The sequence below is a fragment of the Aquamicrobium lusatiense genome (assembly GCF_014201615.1).
Classification (GTDB): Bacteria; Pseudomonadota; Alphaproteobacteria; order Rhizobiales; family Rhizobiaceae; genus Mesorhizobium; species Mesorhizobium lusatiense.
Genome location: NZ_JACHEU010000003.1, coordinates 143,426 through 161,259, shown reverse-complemented (window position 1 = coordinate 161,259; position 17,834 = coordinate 143,426). Strand labels below are relative to the sequence as shown.

The following is a 17,834-nucleotide window of genomic DNA, read 5'->3' as shown; positions in this document are numbered from 1 at the left end:
CCCCTGCCGGTCTGGCCAGATGGTCAATCGGGCGCACGCGCTGCGCACGCCCGAAGCCCTATGGCGCGGCCATGCGCCCTTGTCAGCGCCTATTTCCAGCTTGCGTCGAAGAAACGCGGCAGTTCATCCAGCGTCGGCTCGAATGCAAGCGTGTTGGTATAGGCATAGCCCATGACGATGGTGTGCATCGGCACCCAGTAGGCCTGCTCGGTGATGATGCGGATCGCCTCGGCATATTTCGCCTTGCGGGCGTCCTCATCAAGCTCCGACGACGCTTCCTTGACCAGCGAGATCACCTTCTCGTCGCGGGCGCCGTCATTGCTCGATCCGTCGAACATGGAGCCGATGGAGGCAGAGCTGTCGGCCATCGAGAACGAACCCCAGTCGCCATACCACATGCCTACCTTGCCCTCGCGCCAGCTTGAGAAGGAGGGGCTCGCCTGCAGCATTTCGAGTTCGGCCCTGACGCCGACAGCCGCCAGATAGGACTGCACCGCCTCGGCGCGCGCACGGTCGCGGTAGCTGCCGAGCTTGACCGTAATGCCGTCGGCGAAGCCGGCTTCGGCCAGCAGCGCCTTCGCCTTCTCCGGATCGTAGTCATAGACCACCGCCGCCGACTGGTCGCAGCCGAACTGCGAAGGGTGGCACGGCGCGTTGAGCAGTTCACCATCGCCGCCGACGAGGTTTTCGACGATGGTCTTGCGGTCGATGGCGTGGTTGATCGCCTGACGCACGCGCACATCCTTGAGCGGCGTATCGCCGGTGCGCCCGGCCGCATCCAGCGCTACCATCGAAATGCGCATCGTGGAGGCGAGCGCCACGTCTAGCGTCGGCACGACTTCCAGCTGCTCGACCTGATCGGACGGCACGTTCCAGATCCAGTCGACGCCGCCGCTGATCACTTCGGCGATGCGCGTTGCGGTGTCGGGAATGATACGCCAGTTGACGGTGGTGATGGACGGCGTGCGCTTGGCGCCGCCTTCGTAGTAGCCCTCATGCGCCACCAGCCTGATGGTGCCGCCTTCGTTGGAAGCCAGCTTGTAGGGGCCGGCGCCAATCGGCTTCTGCCCGAAAACCTCCGGGCCCACGGACTGGAAATAATCCGACGGATAGATGGGCAGCGAACCGGCCACGAATTCGAGCGCGGCCGGGAACGGCGTCTTGGAGATCAGCCGGACAGTCAGGTCGTCGACCGCCTCGGCGCGGTCGATCCACGACACCGAGCCTTGCGAGCGCGCGCCATGGGCGGGGTCTGCCCAGTAGTTCAGGGTGAAGACGACGTCTTCGGCGGTCAGCGGCGAACCGTCATGGAAGGTCACGCCTTCGCGGAGCTTGAATTCCCATGTCAGATCGTCGATGCGCTCCCAGGAGGTAGCGATCAGCGGCTCATAGGCGAAGGTCTTCGGATTGCGATAGATGAGGCCGTCATAGAGATGCATGGTGATGACCACGCCATCGCGCGAGGTGTTCACATAGCCGTCGAGGGTCGGGAAATCCTCGCCCATGCCGATGGTGATGGATTTGTCTTCCGGGCCTGCCTGTGCCGGAGCGGTCACGGCAGCGCCTGCAACCAGCACGGTGCAGAGGCCAAGGGCGCGGGTGAAGCTGCGAAAAATCGTCATAGCGGGCTGACCTCTTCTGTTGAGTGACTGTGATTGCGCGCCGGGGGACGCAGGACGTTGTGATAATCGAGCCGCGACAGGTCGGCCTCGACTGCGCCGGGCGCCAGTGCCGGCAAAATGGCGCGCGCCATCGTCTGATAGGCGCCACGAAAATGCACCGAGCTTTTCACCACCAGAATGGGAAGCGTTTGCGGATCGAGGCCGAGATGCAGGAGCAGGCCGGGCTCCGAGGCCTGCATCTTGCGCGGCGCGACGATGACGCGCACGCTCCGCCGCTCCAAAAGCGCCACCTTGCCGAGCGCGATGGCGTTGCCCTTGTACATGGGGCCGACGCCGGTGAAACTGCCGCTGCCAAGCTTCACAACCCGCCATGGACCCGCAACCGGCGCGCCGAAACGGGCCGACAGCGATGCACCGACGGCGATATCCACGACAGCGCCCTCGCCCGCCGCATGGGCGGCCTCGGCGGCATCCGCGTCTGCGATATGAACCAGCACGGCACCCTGCGCCCCGCCTTCGATCAGCGCCCGCAGCATTCCTGTGGTGTCGCCGGTGCCGCCGCCGCCGGGATTGTCCTGCGTATCGGCAATAACCACCGGGCCTGTGCCGGGCAAGGCGGCCAGACGCTTTGCTTCCGCGACCGCCTCAGACGCCTGAGGCAGGCGCGTGGCGAAACGCGCCTCGGCCTGCATCCACGCCGCCAGCATGGCGTCGGCAACGGCTTCCGCCTTTGCCGCATCCGGCCCCTGAATCACGATGGACGGGCCGGAGATGGCGATGTCGGCCAGCGGAAAGCCGAAGAACTGGCTGACCCGGTCGACTTTGCCGGCCTTCTCGAACTGCGCACCGCGCTCAAGCAGGCTGCGCACCGGCTCGACGAAGCTGCACTGATCGTTGATGGAGGCAAGGAAAGGCACGGCGCGGTAGGCCATGGCAGGCACGGGCGCGCCTTTCAGCACGCCGATCAGCCGGCGCATGGTCATCGCCCCGGTTTCGCGCAGGTCGATATGCGGATAGGTGCGGTAGCACTCCAGCAGGGTGCAGTCGCGCACCATCTTTTCGGAAATGTTGCCATGCAGATCGAAAGAGGCTGCGATGGGGAACGGCGCCGGCGCGATGCGCCGCAACCGCGCCAGAAGCTCGCCTTCCGCATCGGGGAAAGACGGCGTGACCATGGCGCCGTGCAGATCGAGATAAAGCGCGTCCAGCCCCTGATCCAGCGCCCCGCGAAAGCGCGCGCAGATGTCGGCGGCAATATCCTCGAAGGCGGCGTCCTCGACCGGGCCGGAGGGCAGGCCGATGCACCACAAAAGCGGTACGACCCCGACGCCGGACTGTGCTGCCTCCGCCATCGCCCCTGCTGCCGGGGTGCCGGAAGGCGCGATGATCGCCGCCATGTCCGCGCCTGTGCAGAAGGGCGGCCAGCCGCCCGGCCGGTCGAAATCGGCGCGCGTGGCAACCGTGCCGGCAAAGCTGTTGGTTTCGTGCTGGAAACCGGCGACCGCAATCCTCATGACCCTGCCCCGCGCCGCATGGTCAGTAGGTTCCCGGATACTCGCCGCCGTCGATCAGCAGGTTCTGGCCGGTGATGAAACCGGCATGCGCGCTGACGAGGAAAGCGAAATAGGCGCCGATCTCTTCCGGCCGCCCGAAGCGTCCGGCCGGATTTCCCGCGGCCCGCGATGCCCAGATATCGTCATAGGCACGACCGCTGGTCTCGGCCATGCGCGCCACATGCGCGCGCTGGCCGTCGCTGTCGAAAATGCCGGGCAGAAGCGTGTTGATGGTCACGTTGCGGCCCACGGTCTGGCGCGCGAGGCCGGCGGAAAAACCGACGAGGCCGGAGCGCGCGCCATTGGACAGGCCAAGCTCGGCATGGGCGATCTTGACGCTGCGCGAGGCGATGTTGACGATGCGGCCGAAGCCGCGCTCCATCATGCCGTCGACCGTCGCCTTCATCATGAAGATGGGCGGCAGCATCATCATGTCCACCGCCCTGATCCAGTCGTCGCGGTTCCACTCGCGAAAATCGCCGGGCGGCATGCCGCCGGCATTGTTGAGAAGGATATCCGGCTCGGGGCAGGCGGCAAGCGCTGCCGCCCTGCCTTCCTCGGTGGTGATGTCGGCAACGACGGTGGTCACCTTCGCGCCGGTCGCGGCACGGATTTCGGCGGCGGCGGCTTCCAGCGTCCCGGCGGTGCGCGCCACCATGGTGACATCGACGCCCTCGCGGGCGACGGCCAGCGCACAGGCCTTGCCCATACCCTTGCTCGCTCCCGACAGCAGCGCCTTCCTGCCAGCCAGTCCGAGTTCCATGTCGTGCTCCCCTTCCCGGCGCGCAGCGGCCGGTGTGCGGTTATTCGGCCGCGATCGCAGCCGGACTGATCGAGAGGCCGTACTTCTTGTCCAGGCCGAGCGCCCGGTAAGCGTCGAGACCGGCCTGAAGCGCCGCCGGCGCCAGCGGCTGGAGCGGCTTGCGCAGCGGGCCGGAAGGCAGGCCGAGCGCGCGCATGATGGTCTTGGTCGCCACCGGATTGATGGCCGAATAGACGAAATGCAGGATCGGCAGGTTGCGAAGATAGGCTTCGCGGAACGCAGCCGCATCGCCTTCCGCGCGCCATGGCGTCGAGATCGTCACCATTTCGGCGGGAATGATGTTGCCGGTCATGTTGGCCGTGCCATGGCCGCCCAGAGACATGGTCGGCACGACGAGGCCGAGATTGGGCGAGCAGCAGCACATGATCGACATGTCGGGCTTCGCCGCGCAGACCTGCGCCACCTGTCCCACGCGCGTGGTCGATTCCTTCAGCACCACCATGTTGTCGTGGCGGGCGAGCTTCAGCAGATCGCTCCAGTGGAGGTCCGTCTTGACGCGCGGCGGGTTGTTGTAGAAGCCCATCGCCAGATCGGCGCTGTCGAGAACCTCGAACATGAAATCGGTGATGGCATCGTTGTCGGCGCCGATATAGGCGGGGGCCGCAACGATCGCGCCATCCGCGCCGGCGGCCCTGGCATGGCGCACATAATCGATGGTGGTTTCGGTGTTGTTGCCGGTGCAGCCATAATACATCTGCATGTCGCCCGGCTTCATCGCCACCGTCTTCTCGACGATCTCGCGGCGCTCCTGCGGCGACAGCATCGACACTTCGCCGGTCGAGCCCATGATCAGCACGGCGGACGTGCCATGCGACTGATGCCAGTCGAGCAGCGTGCGAAAGCCCTCGAAATCGATGCTGCCATCGCCATTCATCGGCGTGACGAGCGCGACGAACGAGCCTTCGGGTTTCTTATGCGCCATTTCTGCCTCCCAACACGGAATTCCGCTTCAAACCACCAGAGTTGGCTAACTGTGGCGGCGCGGCTGGCACAGGGCAAATAGAATAAGTGCAGGACCCCATAACTGAATATTATGGGGTCGTACGGGCGGCCAGCGCGGTTTCGATTCCCGCGACAAGTTCCGCCAGAAAGCCCGCCGCCGCACGGGAAAGCGGCGTCTCACGCGGCTTGAGAATGCAGATATCGAACGGCACTTCCGGCTCGAAGGCAACGGCGGAAACCCTGCCGCGCAGCGCCATGGCGGTCAGCTCATCCACAAATGCGATTCCGCAGCCCGCCGCAGCCAGCGAACCGGCGGCGAAGGAGGGCTGGCTTTCGGCAGCAATGGTCGGCGAAATGCCGTGGTCGGCAAAGGCGTTGGCGATATAGCTTGCCGAGATGGTGTGGCGCGCCAGCATGATCAGCGGCTCGTTCTCCAGATCCTCCGGCGTGATCAGCTCCCGCGAGGCCAGCCGGTGGCCGGGCTGCATGACGCACACGCAGCGCGCGTGATAGGTGTGCAGGATTTCGATGTCGTCGCGGCGCTTGTGGGTCTGCGCCACGCCAAGCTCGACCTGCCGCGAGGCGACCAGTTCGAGAACCCGGGCGGATGTGTAGACATCCTGGAGCATATGCACCTGAGGATGGCGCGCGCGGAACCGCATCAGCGCCTGCGGAACCACCTCGAAGCTCAGCATCGGCAGGGTGGCGAAGCGCACCGTCGCCCGCGACAGGGTGCGGATTTCCTCGGCCACCATGGTCAGGCGGTCGAGGCCGTAAAACATCATGTCCACTTCGCGGAAGAATTCCTGCGCCTCGCGCGTCGGCACGATGCCCCCGGTCTGGCGCGTGAACAGCGTAAAACCGAGGCTGAATTCCAGATCCGCGATCAGCCGGCTGACAGCCGGCTGCGAGACGTTGAGACGTTTCGCAGCCGCCGTGATCGAGCCGTGCATCATTGCGGCCCGAAACGCCATCAGCTGACGCTGGTTCATGCACGCAGCTCTTCGAGCGCCACGGTCAGCCAGTAGCGCACGCCGTCGCCGATCAGCCGGTCGTTGAAATCATAGCGGTCCGAATGCAGGGCCGGACCGTCGCCGGCGCCGAGGAAGAAGAAGCAGCCGGTCGACTGCTCCAGCATATAGGCGAAGTCTTCCGCGCCCATGCCCGGCGATGCGCGGTCATCGACGCGCGCATCGCCGAAGCGCTGACGCAGCGCCTCAGAAATACGGTTTGTCGATTCCTCCGGATTGTGCAGCGAGGGGAACATGCGGTTGTAATCCACCTCCAGCGTGGTGCCGTAGGCGTCGGCGGCAGCCTTCGCCATTTCGTTCAGCCGGCGCTCGATCAGGTCGCGCGTCTCGGGTTTGAAGGAGCGCGTGGTGCCGCGGATAACCACCTTCGAGGGGATGACGTTGGGCGCATCGTAGTTGCCGCCGCCGATATGGCCGACGCTGACCACGCCCTGATCGAAGGGCGACAGGTTGCGGCCGACGATCGACTGGAGGTTCATGACGAACTGCGCGGCGGCCAGCGTCGGATCGATCGACAGATGCGGGCCGGAACCACCATGGCCGCCCTGCCCGCCGAAGGTCACGGTGTAGATGTCGGCGGCGGCGAGCATCGGGCCAATCGCGACATTGAACGAGCCTTCGGGAAGGTTCGGCTTGTTGTGCAACCCATAGACCGCATCGACAGGGAAGCGCTCGAACAGACCGTCGCGCATCATGGCCGGCGCACCGCCCAGCCCTTCCTCAGCCGGCTGGAAGATGAAATGGATGGTGCCGGAAAATTCGGGATTGCGGGCCAGAACCTCGGCCGCGCCCAGAAGCATGGTGGTGTGGCCGTCATGGCCGCAGCCATGCATCATGCCATCGATGGTGGAGGCATGCGGCAGCCCGGTCGCCTCCGTCATCGCCAGCGCATCCATGTCGGCGCGAAAGCCGATGGCGCGGTTGCCGGTGCCGGCGCGCAGCGTGCCCACAACACCGGTGCCGCCAACGCCTTCGGTGACCTCCAGCCCCAGAGCGCGCAGCTTCTCAGCCACCATGGCGGCGGTGCGCACTTCCTTAAAACCGATCTCGGGATGGCGATGCAGATCCTGACGGATGTCACGAAGCGCGGGAAGAATCTCCGCCAGCGTGGCTTCCATCGCGGCGGGAAAAGGTGCGGAGGTCATGATCTTGTCTTCCCTTACTGGTCTGTGATCTGCGGCTGGCGCAGCGCCCCGGGTCGTGATGTCGGGTCAGCGCGCCTGAAGCCAATGGGTGTTAAAGAAGGCGGGCGGCCCCGTCCACCATCCGTTACAACTATCATCGTTTCCGGCCTGACATGAAGAGCGCGATGGCGGTCTGCTGCGGGAACCGCGAAACATGCAACCGGCAGCGCGTATCACTCGCGCTCCGCGGCCAGCCCGCGTCACCCGATACCGCACTGGCACAGCGCAGGCCCCCTTCCCGGACATCAAGTGAAACCTGAAACTACGCAGCCATGACGACCGGCAGATGAACGCCACGCGCGTTTCTCATTTTTCCGGAGTTTCCGACGCCGGCAAGGATCCCGCGCCTGATGACCGGCTGTCCGGCCCCTGCCGGAAAATACATCGCCCGGGAGCGTGGCATGACATCTCCCTGTCACGGGGATGAGAGTAACACCCGGCGCAGGCTCGGCTGCCGCGTGGCTCGCGTGACCGCGTCACAATTGCAGCTCGCGCGACGCGACGGAAAGAGGCTATCGGCAGCAACGCCTTGATCCGCGAAGATTCCGTACGCGTAAGGCCTCAAAGCTGCCGCGCATGGGAGCGCGCCGCATGAGCCGGCTTCCCGCCGTCGCTGCGCGGGAGAAAAATCCGGCCGCACTGGCAAATCAATTTTTCTCCTTGACAATCCGCGCTCCAAAGTCCTGAATATCCGTTATTCTGGAGCAATAACAAGAGTTCACACTCAAAATATCGGTCGCTTGGAAAATCATTGGAGGCCAATTTCTCTGCTGGTTCCGATGATGAGATTTCCGTGAGGGCAGCCAGGGGTTCAACAGACCCGGCCGCTGCAAAGCGCTCTGCAGGGTGATGACGCGTCGGGGGAGATCACGTGCTTTTCTTTGTTCTGCGAAGAATCCTCATATCCATATGTGTGTGCCTTTGCGTCCTTCTCATCAGCTTTTCGCTTACCCGGATGAGCGGCGACGTGGCCACGACCATCGCCGGGCCGGAAGCCACTCAGGCCGATATCGAGCAGGTGCGCCGGGCTTACGGTCTGGACAGGCCGCTTGCGGTTCAGCTCGCCGACTGGGCCGGGCATGCGGTGCGGGGGGATTTTGGCGAAAGCTTCTACTTCAAGAAGGATGTCTCCTCTCTCATTGTCGAGCGCATGCCCACCACCTTCCGGCTTGGCGTCTTCGGCATGCTGGTCGGTCTGGCGCTGGCCCTTCCGCTCGGTATCCTCGCCGCCCTTTATGAAGGGCGTTTCATCGACCGCGCGATCCAGCTCCTGATAAGCGCCAATCAGGCTGTGCCGAGCTTCTGGCTGGCGCTGATGCTCATCATCGTGTTCGGGGTTCATCTTGGCTGGCTGCCGACCACCGGCGCCGACAGCTGGCGCCACTTCATCATGCCGACGCTCGTGCTGGGGCTCTCGGTGCTGCCGGCGCTGGCGCGGCTGGCGCGCTCGGGCATGATCAAGGCGCTGGCATCGGATTACGTGCGCACCGCCCGCGCGAAGGGTCTCTCCAGCTTCTCCATCATCGTCAAGCATGCGCTGCGCAACGCCGCGATCCCCATCGTTGCGATCGCCGCCGTCCAGTTCGGCAATGCGCTGGGCGGATCCGTGGTCATCGAGAGCGTGTTCGCATTGCATGGCGTCGGCCATCTGGCATGGGAGAGCATCATCAAGTCCGACGTCGCCGTCATTCAGGCGAGCGTGCTGATGTTCTCCATCATCTACGTGGTGATCACCTTCATCTCCGATGTGATGAACGCCATGCTCGATCCCCGCATCAGGCTTTCATGAGGGCGTTCCGGACATGCATCTGAACCGGGGTCGGGCCGACTTCCTGATCGGCGCGCTGATACTGTCGCTGGTCGCCATCGCGGCCATATTCTCCCACCAGATATCGGGTCACGACCCGTTCTCCCAGGACCTGATGAAACGCATGCTGCCGCCCTTCTGGATGGACGGCCATGACCCGGAGCATTTTCTGGGCACCGACCAGCTCGGCCGGGACTATCTGGCGCGGCTGCTCTATGGCGCGCGCATCGTGCTGCTGATCGGCGTGGGGGCGACGCTGTTTGCCGGGGTGATCGGCATCACGCTCGGCGTGCTGGGCGGCTATTTCGGCGGGATTGTCGACAGCATCGTGCTGTTCCTGATCACCGTGCGCCTGTCGCTGCCCACCGTTCTGGTGGCGCTGGCGGTGGTGGGCATGGTCGGCAGCAGCCTCGCCATCGTGGTCTCCATTCTCGCCCTTTTGCTGTGGGACCGCTTCGCCGTGGTCGCCAGAACCACGACGATGCAGATCCGCCATCTCGACTTCATCAAGTCGGCGCGCGTTTCGGGCTGCTCCACCTCATGGATTTTGTGGCGGGAGGTTCTTCCCAACATTTCCGAGCAGCTGATCGTGGTCGCCACGCTGGAAATCACGCTCGCCATCCTCGTCGAAGCCTCGCTGTCATTTCTCGGACTGGGCGTTCCGCCGCCGCTGCCGTCCTGGGGGCTGATGATCGCCGAAGGCAAGGACCAGATGTACTTCAACGCATGGATCGTGACCCTTCCCGGCATCGCTCTCATGCTCGTGGTCGTGGCGGTCAATCTCGTTGGCGACGGTGTGGCCAGGCTCTCGGATTGGAATGGTAATGGCTCCACTCGTTGACATTTCCCGCCTCAAAATCTCCTTCGGCCCGGAGATCGCCGCCGTTCGCGGGCTGTCGCTCCAGATTCATGAAGGCACCATCCATTGCCTCGTCGGCGAATCCGGCTGCGGAAAATCGATCACCGCGCTCTCGATCCTCAGGCTGCTGACCCGAAATGCGAGCGTTTCGGCCGACCGGCTGACATATCGCGACGTCGACCTCATCCGCGCGCCGGACCGCGAGATCAGGCGGCTGTCGGGCAATGAGATCGCGATGATCTTTCAGGACCCGATGACCAGCCTCAATCCGGCCTACACCATCGGCTCGCAGATGACCGAAGGCTATCTTCGCCATCGCGGCGGCACGCGGGCACAGGCCATGGCGCGCGCGGAAGATCTTCTGGGCCGTGTCGGCGTGACGGCGGCGGGCATGCGGCTTGGCCAGTTCCCGCACCAGCTTTCCGGCGGATTGCGCCAGCGCGTCATGATCGCCATGGCGCTGATGTGCGAACCGAAGCTGCTGATCGCGGACGAGCCCACCACCGCTCTGGACGTCACCGTTCAGGCCCAGATTCTGCGTCTGCTGAAAGACCTTCAGAAGGACCTTGGCCTGTCCATTCTGCTCATCACCCATGATCTCGGCATCGTTGCCCGCATCGCCGACTACATCGATGTGATGTATGCGGGCGAAGTGGTCGAGACCGGCCCGGTCGAAGCGGTGTTCGACAATCCCTCCCATCCCTATACGCGCGGCCTGCTGGACTGCATCCCCCGCCCCGAAAAGCGGATCAAAGGCGAAGAGCTGGGCAGCATTCCCGGCACAGTGCCGCGCCTGTCGCCGAAATTCGAGGGATGCGGCTTTCGCGACCGCTGCCGCCTCGCCTCCGAAATCTGCGCCCGGCCCGTCGACATCAGGCAGGCACCGGGAGGTCAGGGCGTGCGCTGCACCCTGCCGGCGGGCTGGCACCTCAACCAGCCGGAAGGGGGAGTGCGCCAATGAACCCGGATGCAGCGATCCTGATAGAGAACGTCACGCGAAGCTATGCCGTTTCGGCAGGGTTTGCGCGCCCCACCCGCAACCTCGTCGCCGTCGACGATATCAGCCTCTCGGTGAGGGCGGGCAGCACGCTCGGCATCGTGGGCGAATCCGGATGCGGCAAATCCACCCTTGCCCAGATGATCGTCGGCCTGCTTGCGCCCACCAGCGGGCGCATCCTGGTGGACGGCCAGTCTCTTGCCGCCATGGACCGCAGGAAGCGGGCGAAGCTGATCCAGCTCGTTCCGCAGGACCCCTTCTCCTCCCTGAATCCGAAGCGGCGGATCAGGGACAACATCGCCCTGCCTCTGACGACGCAGGCTGAACTGCCCGGAAAGGCGCAGATGGAGCGCGTCCGCGAGATGATGGAGCGCGTGGGGCTGCGCGCCGACATGGGCGACCGGTATCCGGCCGAACTGTCGGGCGGCCAGCGCCAGCGGGTGGCGATCGCGCGCGCTCTGGTCAACGACCCGCGCGTGGTGGTGTGCGACGAGCCGACCTCCGCACTCGACGTCTCGGTTCAGGCGCAAATCCTCAATCTGCTGGCGAAATTGCAGCGGGAGCTGAACCTCACTCTGGTGTTCATCAGCCACAACCTGTCGGTCGTCGAATATGTCTCGACGGAGGTGGCGGTGATGTATCTTGGCCGCATCGTCGAATACGCCACCGCTGACGACCTGTTCCGCAGTTCCCGCCATCCCTACAGCAAGGCGCTGCTCAATTCGGTGCTGACGCCGGAAACCGGCAAGGGAATACCCCTCAACATTCTGGGTGAGCCGCCGGACCCGTCCAACATTCCCGCAGGCTGCCGCTTCCGGCCCCGCTGTGCGGCCGCGCAGGACAGTTGCCGGGTCAGCGCGCCTGAGCGCCTGTCGGGCATCGGCAGCGCCGAGTGTCATTTCGCATAAGCGCCGACATGGCCAGAACAACAGGGCCAGAACAACAGGGCCAGAACAACCGGAGGAGAACGGGCATGAACCGAAGAGACGTCATCAGGATACTTGGCTCTGCAGTGGCGCTGCCCGCCCTGCCGGCTTTCGCCCAGTCGGGCAACAACCAGTTGCGGGTGCTGTTCAGCCAGATCATTCCCGACATCAATCCCTATATGAACCTGCAGCGCACCGGGCTGACCGTTTCCCATCACGTGTGGGACACGCTGGTTCACCGCAATTCCAGCACCTATGAGCACGAGCCGCTGCTGGCGAAATCCTGGGAGTGGATATCGCCAACCGTGCTGGAGCTGAAGCTTCGGGACGACGTCATCTTCCACAACGGCGACAAGTTCTCGGCCGATGACGTCGTCTTCACCGTGAACAAGGTTTCGCACCCCGATGCCAAGGTCTCGGTTCCCTCCAATGTGCGCTGGATGGCGGGGGCGGAGAAGGTGAGCGACCATGTGGTGCGCATCAACCTGAAATACCCGCTTCCGGCGGCGCTGGACTACCTTGCGCTTGCGGTTCCGATCCTGCCCAAAGCCTATATGGAAGCCGTCGGCGATACGAAATTCTCGCAGGAACCGATCGGCTGCGGACCGTACCGGCTGACCCGGGTGGAGCCCGGCGTGGCCGCCGATATGGAACTGTTCGACGGTTATTATGAAGGCAGCGCCAAGGGCCGTCCCGCCATCGGCAGGATCAGCCTCAAATTCGTCACCGATGCGGGCACCCAGCTCACCGAGCTCCTGTCCGGCAATGCGGACTGGATCTGGGACGTCTCCAACGACCAGATCGAGAACCTCGCCCGCGTGCCGCGCTTCAACGTGCTGCGCACGCCCTCGATGCGCATAGCCTATCTGCGCATGGATGCAGCCGGCGTGACCGGCAAGGACAATCCGCTGACCAATATCAAGGTGCGGCAGGCGATCTTCCACGCGATCGACCGGCCGACGCTTGCCCGCCAGCTCATCAGCCCCGCCGCCGAAGTGCCGCGCGCGACCTGCTTCCCGCTGCAGAAGGGCTGCAACACCGACGATGCGGTCGATTATCCCTACGATCCCGACAAGGCGCGCGCACTGCTTGCCGAAGCGGGCTATCCGGACGGATTTTCGACAAAGCTGGTCAGCTTCCTTTCGCCGAACATTCTCGCCGCCATACAGGGCTTTCTCGGCAAGGTGGGCATCAAACTGGAGGTGGAGTTTCTGCTGGCCGCCGCGGCCATCCAGAAGAACGCTCAGGGCGAGACACCCCTCTATCTGGCAAGCTGGGGCAGCTATTCGGTTATGGATGTTTCCGCATCGCTGAACAAGCTGTTCAGCGGCGATCCCGACGACTATGCGCGGGACGAGGAAATCCTGAAATATCTGACGGAGGCAAAGGGCGCCATCGATGACGATGAGCGGGCAGCCCTTTACAGCAAGGTGCTCAACCGGGCCATGGAAATGGCCTATATCGTACCGCTGTACACTTCGGTCATGAACTATGCCTTCAGCGCCGATCTCGAATTCCAGGCGCAACCCGACGAACTGCCCCGTTTCTATGAGGCAAAGTGGAAATGAGTGAGAGCACCATGAAACAGGACTACACGCTTCCCGAACTCTGCAAATTCGAGGCCGTGCCTCTGGCGGCCATGCTGCGCAGAAAGGAAGTCTCGGCCGTCGAGGTGATGAAGACCTATCTGGACCACATCGACGCCGTGAACCCGGCCGTCAACGCCATCGTCTCGCTGCGGCCGCGGGAGGACCTGCTGGCGGAGGCGGAGCAGGCCGATCTGGCATTGGCGAGAAACGAGGAGGTTGGCCCGCTGCACGGCATTCCGCAGGCGATCAAGGACCTTGCGCAGACCAGGGGCCTGCGCACCACGCTCGGCTGCCTGCTGTTTGAAAACCACATTCCCGAGGAAGATTCCATCTTCGTTGCGCGCATGCGCAAAGCCGGTGCCATCATCATGGGAAAAACCAATGTTCCCGAACTCGGCCTTGGCTCCAACAGCTACAACCCGATCTTCGGGCTGACCCGCAACGCCTATGATCCCGACCATGTGGGAGGCGGATCGAGCGGTGGCGCCGGCGTGGCGCTGGCGCTGCGCATGCTGCCCGTGGCCGACGGCAGCGACATGGGCGGGTCCCTCAGGAATCCCGCCGCCTTCAACAATGTCTACGGCTTCCGGGTTTCGCAGGATCTGATCCCGATCGAAGGCGTCGATGTTTTTTACAGCCAGATGCCCGTCGTCGGGCCAATGGGGCGCTCGGTCGAAGATCTGGCCATGCTGCTGTCGGTGCAGGCCGGCTATGATGCGCGCGCCGCCCTTTCGCTGGACAACCCGCAGGGCTGGCTCTCCGGACTGGCCCCTGCCGATCCGAAGAAGCTGCGCATCGGCTGGCTCGGCGATTTCGGCGGCCATCTTCCCTTCGAGCCGGGCGTTCTGGAACTGACCAGAAAGGCCGTCAGCCTGTTTGCCGAAGAAGGCGCCGTGGTCGAGGATGTCGAGCCCTTCTTCGACATGGCCCAGCTCTGGGAGGCCTTCATGACGCTGCGCAGCCAGCGCGTCGGCGGCAAGCTGCATGCGGCCTATCAGAACCCGAAAACCAGAAGCCTGCTCAAGCCGGAGGCGATCTGGGAAGTGGAGCGCAGCCTCGGACAGTCGGGCCTCGATGTCTACAATGCGAGCGTCGTGCGCACGTCCTGGTATCTGGCGCTGCTGCGCCTTTACGAGCGCTACGATTTTCTGGTTCTGCCCTCGGCGCAGGTGTTTCCCTTCAGGGCCGGCATCGACTGGCCGCAGGAAGTCGGCGGCCGCAAAATGGACAGCTATCACCGCTGGATGGAAGTCGTCATCGGCTCAACCATGTCCGGCTGCCCGGCCATCAGCGTTCCCGCCGGCTTCAACGAAAACGGCCTGCCGATGGGTTTCCAGATCATGGGGCGCCCGCGCGGCGACCGCAGTGTTCTTGAAGCGACCCTGCTCTACGAGCGGATCAGCAACTGGCACAAACGCCTGCCGCCGATGATCGCCTCATAAAAATACTCGATAAATCATAGTCTTAACTCAGGAGGACGAGATGTAGCGATCGTCTGAACACCCGAACTATGTCCTGTGAAAAGCCAGACCCGGATCGGTTCCGACCCGGGAGGGGAGGAATTTTGTCTTTCAACCGGATCGGAAAATCAACAAGTGGGGGAACTCGTTTTGAAAACTATCTCAACAACCGCAATCATGTCCACGTTGCTCGTGACGTCGGCATCGCTGTCCTACGCGGCCGACGCCATCGTCGTGGCCGAGCCCGAGCCTGCGGAATATGTTCGCGTCTGCGATGCCTACGGCGTCGGCTTTTTTTACATTCCCGGCACCGAGCACTGCCTGAGGATTTCAGGTTTCGTCCAGTATGACGTGGCCGCCGGCGAGCTTCTGGGACGCACCTCGCTGGACAAGAAGACAGGTCTGGAAAAGAACGAGACTTACTACTCGCGTGCGCGCTTCGCCCTGCAGGCCGACGCCCGCTCCGAAACCGACCTCGGGACCCTGCGGGGCTATACCGAAATCTGGTTCGATCATCGTTCCACCAACGTGCCGCCCTACAGCGGCAAAGAGCATTATTATGAGATGAAGCAAGCCTTCATGGACCTGGGCGGCTGGCGCGCAGGCTATACGCACTCGCTGTACAAGACGATGACGCTGCATGCAGGCAGGGTCATTCAGGAAGAACTGGTTCCCTTCGGACCGCGATCGACTAACCTGATCTCCTATACATATGAAGCAGGAAACGGCTTCACGGCAGCGATGTCGCTGGAGCATGGCGACGGGCTGGTTCACACAATCGATTCCTATGTGCCCCACATGGTCGCGGGCGCTGCCTTCCAGCAGAAATGGGGATCCATTCGCGGCGTTGTCGGCTATGATTCCAATTATGAGGAATGGGCCGGCAAGATTCGTGTCGATCTTCAGCCCACCGACAGCATCGCTCTGTGGGCGATGGTGGGTTACGGCACCGACGACCACATCGCCAACAGCGTCTACAAGCCGTGGGGCGGCAACTGGGCCGCATGGGGTGGCGGAAGCGCCAGGCTCTCATCGAAACTGGGCGCCAACATAGCCCTCGGCTACGATGAGAATGAGAATTTCGCGCTGGTGGCCAACGTCCTCTATAACGTGACGCCGGGCTTCTACATCCAGCCGGAAATTTCCTACAAGGACAATTTCAAGACCAGCAATTCCGATTCCATGGGCGGCTGGTTGCGCTTCCGCCGCTCCTTCTGACCGCGTACAAGCCAGCGTAGCGATGGCAAGGCAGGCGGACAGCGAGAATTATCGCCTGTCCGCTTGTCCTTTGCTATCGCTTTCAAAGTGCTGGATGTGGGGGTTGAACAACGCGGCTGATTTCAGACTTTCTGAAAAGACTGACGCACCTGCCGGCAGCGCAGACGTTGGCTGATCTTACAGCCACTGAAACGGCAGCGCGCGCAAATCGCGCGCGCCATGCAGGGCATGACCTGTCGGTCAGCTTGCCGAAGGGCTGGTTTCCAGCAGCTTGTGCAGCTCCGAACGCTGAACCTTGCTGGTCGGGGTGCGCGGCAGTTCCGCCACGATGCGGATATGGCGCGGAACCATGAATTTTGCCATGCGCGATGCGCACCATTCCTGAAGATCGGCAGCGCAGAGATCGGCGCGCGGAACGACGATGGCGAGGATCTCATGCTCGCCAAGTTCGGAAGCCACCCCCACCACCGCCACTTCGGCGATGCCCGGATGGCCCATCAGCACGGACTCCACTTCCTGAGGCGACACGTTCTCGCCCTTGACCCGGATGAACTCCGACTTGCGGTCGCGGAAGAAGATGTTGCCGTCGCTGTCCATGGTGCCCAGATCGCCGGTCAGAAACCATCCGTTGCGCCAGGCTGCGCGGGAGCGTTCCGGCTCGTCCAGATAGCCGCTCATCATGACGTGATCGGACAGCGGCCGGAAAACGATTTCCCCTTCCTCGCCCGCGGGACAGGTGCGCCCTTCCTCGTCCTGTATCTCGACACGGAAGTCCGGGTTCGCGCGGCCGCAACTGCCATCCGGGACGGGACGGTCGGGCCGGGGGATGCTCAGCGGCTCCGCTTCCGACATGCCGTAGGCATCGAGCATCGGCACCCCGAACCTGTTCTGGAAATTGCTGCGAAGTGCCGCCGGAATGTGGCCCGCAATGCCGAACCGGAGCCGGTGGTCGCGATCGCGGGGGTCGGGCTCCTGTGCGTAGAGCATCTCCAGAATGGAGACAAAGCCGCCGAAGATGGTCGCCCCGGAATCCCTGATCTGCTCCCAGAAGCGGGACAGCGAAAAGCTTTGGAAAAGGGCAACGCTGGCGCCGCTGCGCAATGCGAGCGCGAACACGTCGAGCTGCGCAGCGATGTGAAACCACGGCGCCCAGCAATGGAACACATCCGTTTCCGTTACCGCCCACGCTTCCTGCAACTGCTTCGGCCCGGCATCGAACATGCCATGGGGGATGACGACGCCCTTGGAGCGGCCCGTGGTTCCCGAGCTGAACATGATGGTGCCGTCGCTGCCGGGATCGGGCCGCAACGGAACGTCGATGGCCCTGCCTGCTTCCGTCAGCAGCTCGCCCAGCTCGTCGGCCGTGGACATGCCGAGAGAAACGATGTGCAACTTCCCCTCGCCGGTGCTCTCCTTCAGTATGTCCACGCCCTCGGGATCGCAGACCACCACGGACGGAGCCGAGCGGCTCACGACATCGGCCAGTATCGTGCCCCGGTGCGCCCTGTTCAGCGTCACCGGAACCAGCCCCGCAGCCTGAGCGGCGAGCCACACGATGATGGCTGCGGGGCAGTTCTGGGAATAAAGCACGATCCGCCCGGTGGCGCCGTTCTGCCTGTCAAGGCGGGCAAGCGAGGCCGCCGCCGTCCGCACGAGGCGATCGGCCTGCGCGTAGGTGATGCAGGTGCCCTGCCACGTCATGAAGGGCCGCTCCGGCTGCAGCCGGGCCCAATGATTGAGCCAGCCCGCAAGGCCGACAATCGGGTTTCCTTCAGACGCTTTCGCACTGGCCGTCATGGTCTTGTCCCTCCCTTTCAGCGACG

At 63.7% G+C, this 17,834-nt stretch carries 14 protein-coding genes; 7 read left to right on the top strand and 7 right to left on the bottom strand.

Annotation, left to right across the window (positions count from 1 at the left end):
• Window positions 1-89: 89 nt before the first annotated feature.
• From HNR59_RS16425 to HNR59_RS16400, 6 genes are all read right to left on the bottom strand, one after another.
• Window positions 90-1,622 carry an ABC transporter substrate-binding protein gene (locus tag HNR59_RS16425; protein WP_183832117.1) on the bottom strand — a complete coding sequence of 511 codons (1,533 nt, stop codon included), beginning with the start codon at window positions 1,620-1,622 and terminating at the stop codon, window positions 90-92.
• Window positions 1,619-3,136 (bottom strand): M81 family metallopeptidase, encoded by a 1,518-nt coding sequence (locus HNR59_RS16420; protein WP_183832116.1) that lies wholly within the window; start codon window positions 3,134-3,136, stop codon window positions 1,619-1,621. Before HNR59_RS16420 ends, HNR59_RS16425 begins: the two co-directional genes overlap by 4 nt.
• A 22-nt stretch (window positions 3,137-3,158) precedes the next feature.
• Entirely contained in the window at window positions 3,159-3,938 is a 780-nt protein-coding gene (locus tag HNR59_RS16415) for an SDR family oxidoreductase (RefSeq protein WP_183832115.1), read from the bottom strand.
• A gap of 40 nt (window positions 3,939-3,978) precedes the next feature.
• Window positions 3,979-4,920 carry a dihydrodipicolinate synthase family protein gene (locus HNR59_RS16410; protein WP_183832114.1) on the bottom strand — a complete coding sequence of 314 codons (942 nt, stop codon included), beginning with the start codon at window positions 4,918-4,920 and terminating at the stop codon, window positions 3,979-3,981.
• 109 nt (window positions 4,921-5,029) lie between these two features.
• Window positions 5,030-5,932 carry a LysR family transcriptional regulator gene (locus HNR59_RS16405; protein ID WP_183832113.1) on the bottom strand — a complete coding sequence of 301 codons (903 nt, stop codon included), beginning with the start codon at window positions 5,930-5,932 and terminating at the stop codon, window positions 5,030-5,032.
• Window positions 5,929-7,116 (bottom strand): amidohydrolase, encoded by a 1,188-nt coding sequence (locus HNR59_RS16400; RefSeq protein ID WP_246374775.1) that lies wholly within the window; start codon window positions 7,114-7,116, stop codon window positions 5,929-5,931. Before HNR59_RS16400 ends, HNR59_RS16405 begins: the two co-directional genes overlap by 4 nt.
• 910 nt (window positions 7,117-8,026) lie before the next feature.
• Between HNR59_RS16400 and HNR59_RS16395 the strand changes: the two genes are divergently transcribed.
• The 7 genes from HNR59_RS16395 to HNR59_RS16365 all read left to right on the top strand — a co-directional run bounded on the left by HNR59_RS16395 (window position 8,027) and on the right by HNR59_RS16365 (window position 16,011).
• Complete coding sequence (locus HNR59_RS16395; RefSeq protein ID WP_183832112.1) at window positions 8,027-8,944, top strand: ABC transporter permease subunit; 918 nt, start codon at window positions 8,027-8,029, stop codon at window positions 8,942-8,944.
• A 13-nt stretch (window positions 8,945-8,957) separates the two neighbouring features.
• Complete coding sequence (locus tag HNR59_RS16390) at window positions 8,958-9,803, top strand: ABC transporter permease (RefSeq protein WP_183832111.1); 846 nt, start codon at window positions 8,958-8,960, stop codon at window positions 9,801-9,803.
• Window positions 9,787-10,782, top strand: a complete 996-nt coding sequence (locus HNR59_RS16385) for an ABC transporter ATP-binding protein (protein ID WP_246374773.1) — start codon at window positions 9,787-9,789, stop codon at window positions 10,780-10,782. The genes HNR59_RS16390 and HNR59_RS16385 overlap by 17 nt, the downstream gene beginning before the upstream one ends.
• Window positions 10,779-11,726, top strand: coding sequence for an ABC transporter ATP-binding protein (locus tag HNR59_RS16380; protein ID WP_183832109.1), 948 nt, complete (start codon window positions 10,779-10,781; stop codon window positions 11,724-11,726). The genes HNR59_RS16385 and HNR59_RS16380 overlap by 4 nt, the downstream gene beginning before the upstream one ends.
• Window positions 11,727-11,791: 65 nt before the next feature.
• Window positions 11,792-13,312 (top strand): ABC transporter substrate-binding protein, encoded by a 1,521-nt coding sequence (locus HNR59_RS16375; protein ID WP_183832108.1) that lies wholly within the window; start codon window positions 11,792-11,794, stop codon window positions 13,310-13,312.
• On the top strand, window positions 13,309-14,775 hold the full coding sequence (locus tag HNR59_RS16370) for an amidase (protein WP_210307387.1): 1,467 nt from the start codon (window positions 13,309-13,311) through the stop codon (window positions 14,773-14,775). Before HNR59_RS16375 ends, HNR59_RS16370 begins: the two co-directional genes overlap by 4 nt.
• A 195-nt stretch (window positions 14,776-14,970) precedes the next feature.
• On the top strand, window positions 14,971-16,011 hold the full coding sequence (locus HNR59_RS16365; RefSeq protein WP_183832107.1) for a porin: 1,041 nt from the start codon (window positions 14,971-14,973) through the stop codon (window positions 16,009-16,011).
• 240 nt (window positions 16,012-16,251) lie between these two features.
• On the opposite strand, the gene HNR59_RS16360 is transcribed toward HNR59_RS16365, so the two are convergent.
• On the bottom strand, window positions 16,252-17,808 hold the full coding sequence (locus HNR59_RS16360) for a class I adenylate-forming enzyme family protein (protein ID WP_183832106.1): 1,557 nt from the start codon (window positions 17,806-17,808) through the stop codon (window positions 16,252-16,254).
• Window positions 17,809-17,834: the final 26 nt, after the last annotated feature.

Bases quoted from the DNA above. Each gene is read 5' to 3' on its own strand.
- HNR59_RS16415 (WP_183832115.1), bottom strand. From the start codon at position 3,938: ATGGAACTCGGACTGGCTGGCAGGAAGGCGCTGCTGTCGGGAGCGAGC.
- HNR59_RS16425 (WP_183832117.1), bottom strand. From the start codon at position 1,622: ATGACGATTTTTCGCAGCTTCACCCGCGCCCTTGGCCTCTGCACCGTG.
- HNR59_RS16370 (WP_210307387.1), top strand. From the start codon at position 13,309: ATGAGTGAGAGCACCATGAAACAGGACTACACGCTTCCCGAACTCTGC.
- HNR59_RS16410 (WP_183832114.1), bottom strand. From the start codon at position 4,920: ATGGCGCATAAGAAACCCGAAGGCTCGTTCGTCGCGCTCGTCACGCCG.
- HNR59_RS16365 (WP_183832107.1), top strand. From the start codon at position 14,971: ATGTCCACGTTGCTCGTGACGTCGGCATCGCTGTCCTACGCGGCCGAC.
- HNR59_RS16375 (WP_183832108.1), top strand. From the start codon at position 11,792: ATGAACCGAAGAGACGTCATCAGGATACTTGGCTCTGCAGTGGCGCTG.
- HNR59_RS16400 (WP_246374775.1), bottom strand. From the start codon at position 7,116: ATGACCTCCGCACCTTTTCCCGCCGCGATGGAAGCCACGCTGGCGGAG.
- HNR59_RS16390 (WP_183832111.1), top strand. From the start codon at position 8,958: ATGCATCTGAACCGGGGTCGGGCCGACTTCCTGATCGGCGCGCTGATA.
- HNR59_RS16405 (WP_183832113.1), bottom strand. From the start codon at position 5,932: ATGAACCAGCGTCAGCTGATGGCGTTTCGGGCCGCAATGATGCACGGC.
- HNR59_RS16380 (WP_183832109.1), top strand. From the start codon at position 10,779: ATGAACCCGGATGCAGCGATCCTGATAGAGAACGTCACGCGAAGCTAT.
- HNR59_RS16420 (WP_183832116.1), bottom strand. From the start codon at position 3,136: ATGAGGATTGCGGTCGCCGGTTTCCAGCACGAAACCAACAGCTTTGCC.
- HNR59_RS16385 (WP_246374773.1), top strand. From the start codon at position 9,787: ATGGCTCCACTCGTTGACATTTCCCGCCTCAAAATCTCCTTCGGCCCG.
- HNR59_RS16360 (WP_183832106.1), bottom strand. From the start codon at position 17,808: ATGACGGCCAGTGCGAAAGCGTCTGAAGGAAACCCGATTGTCGGCCTT.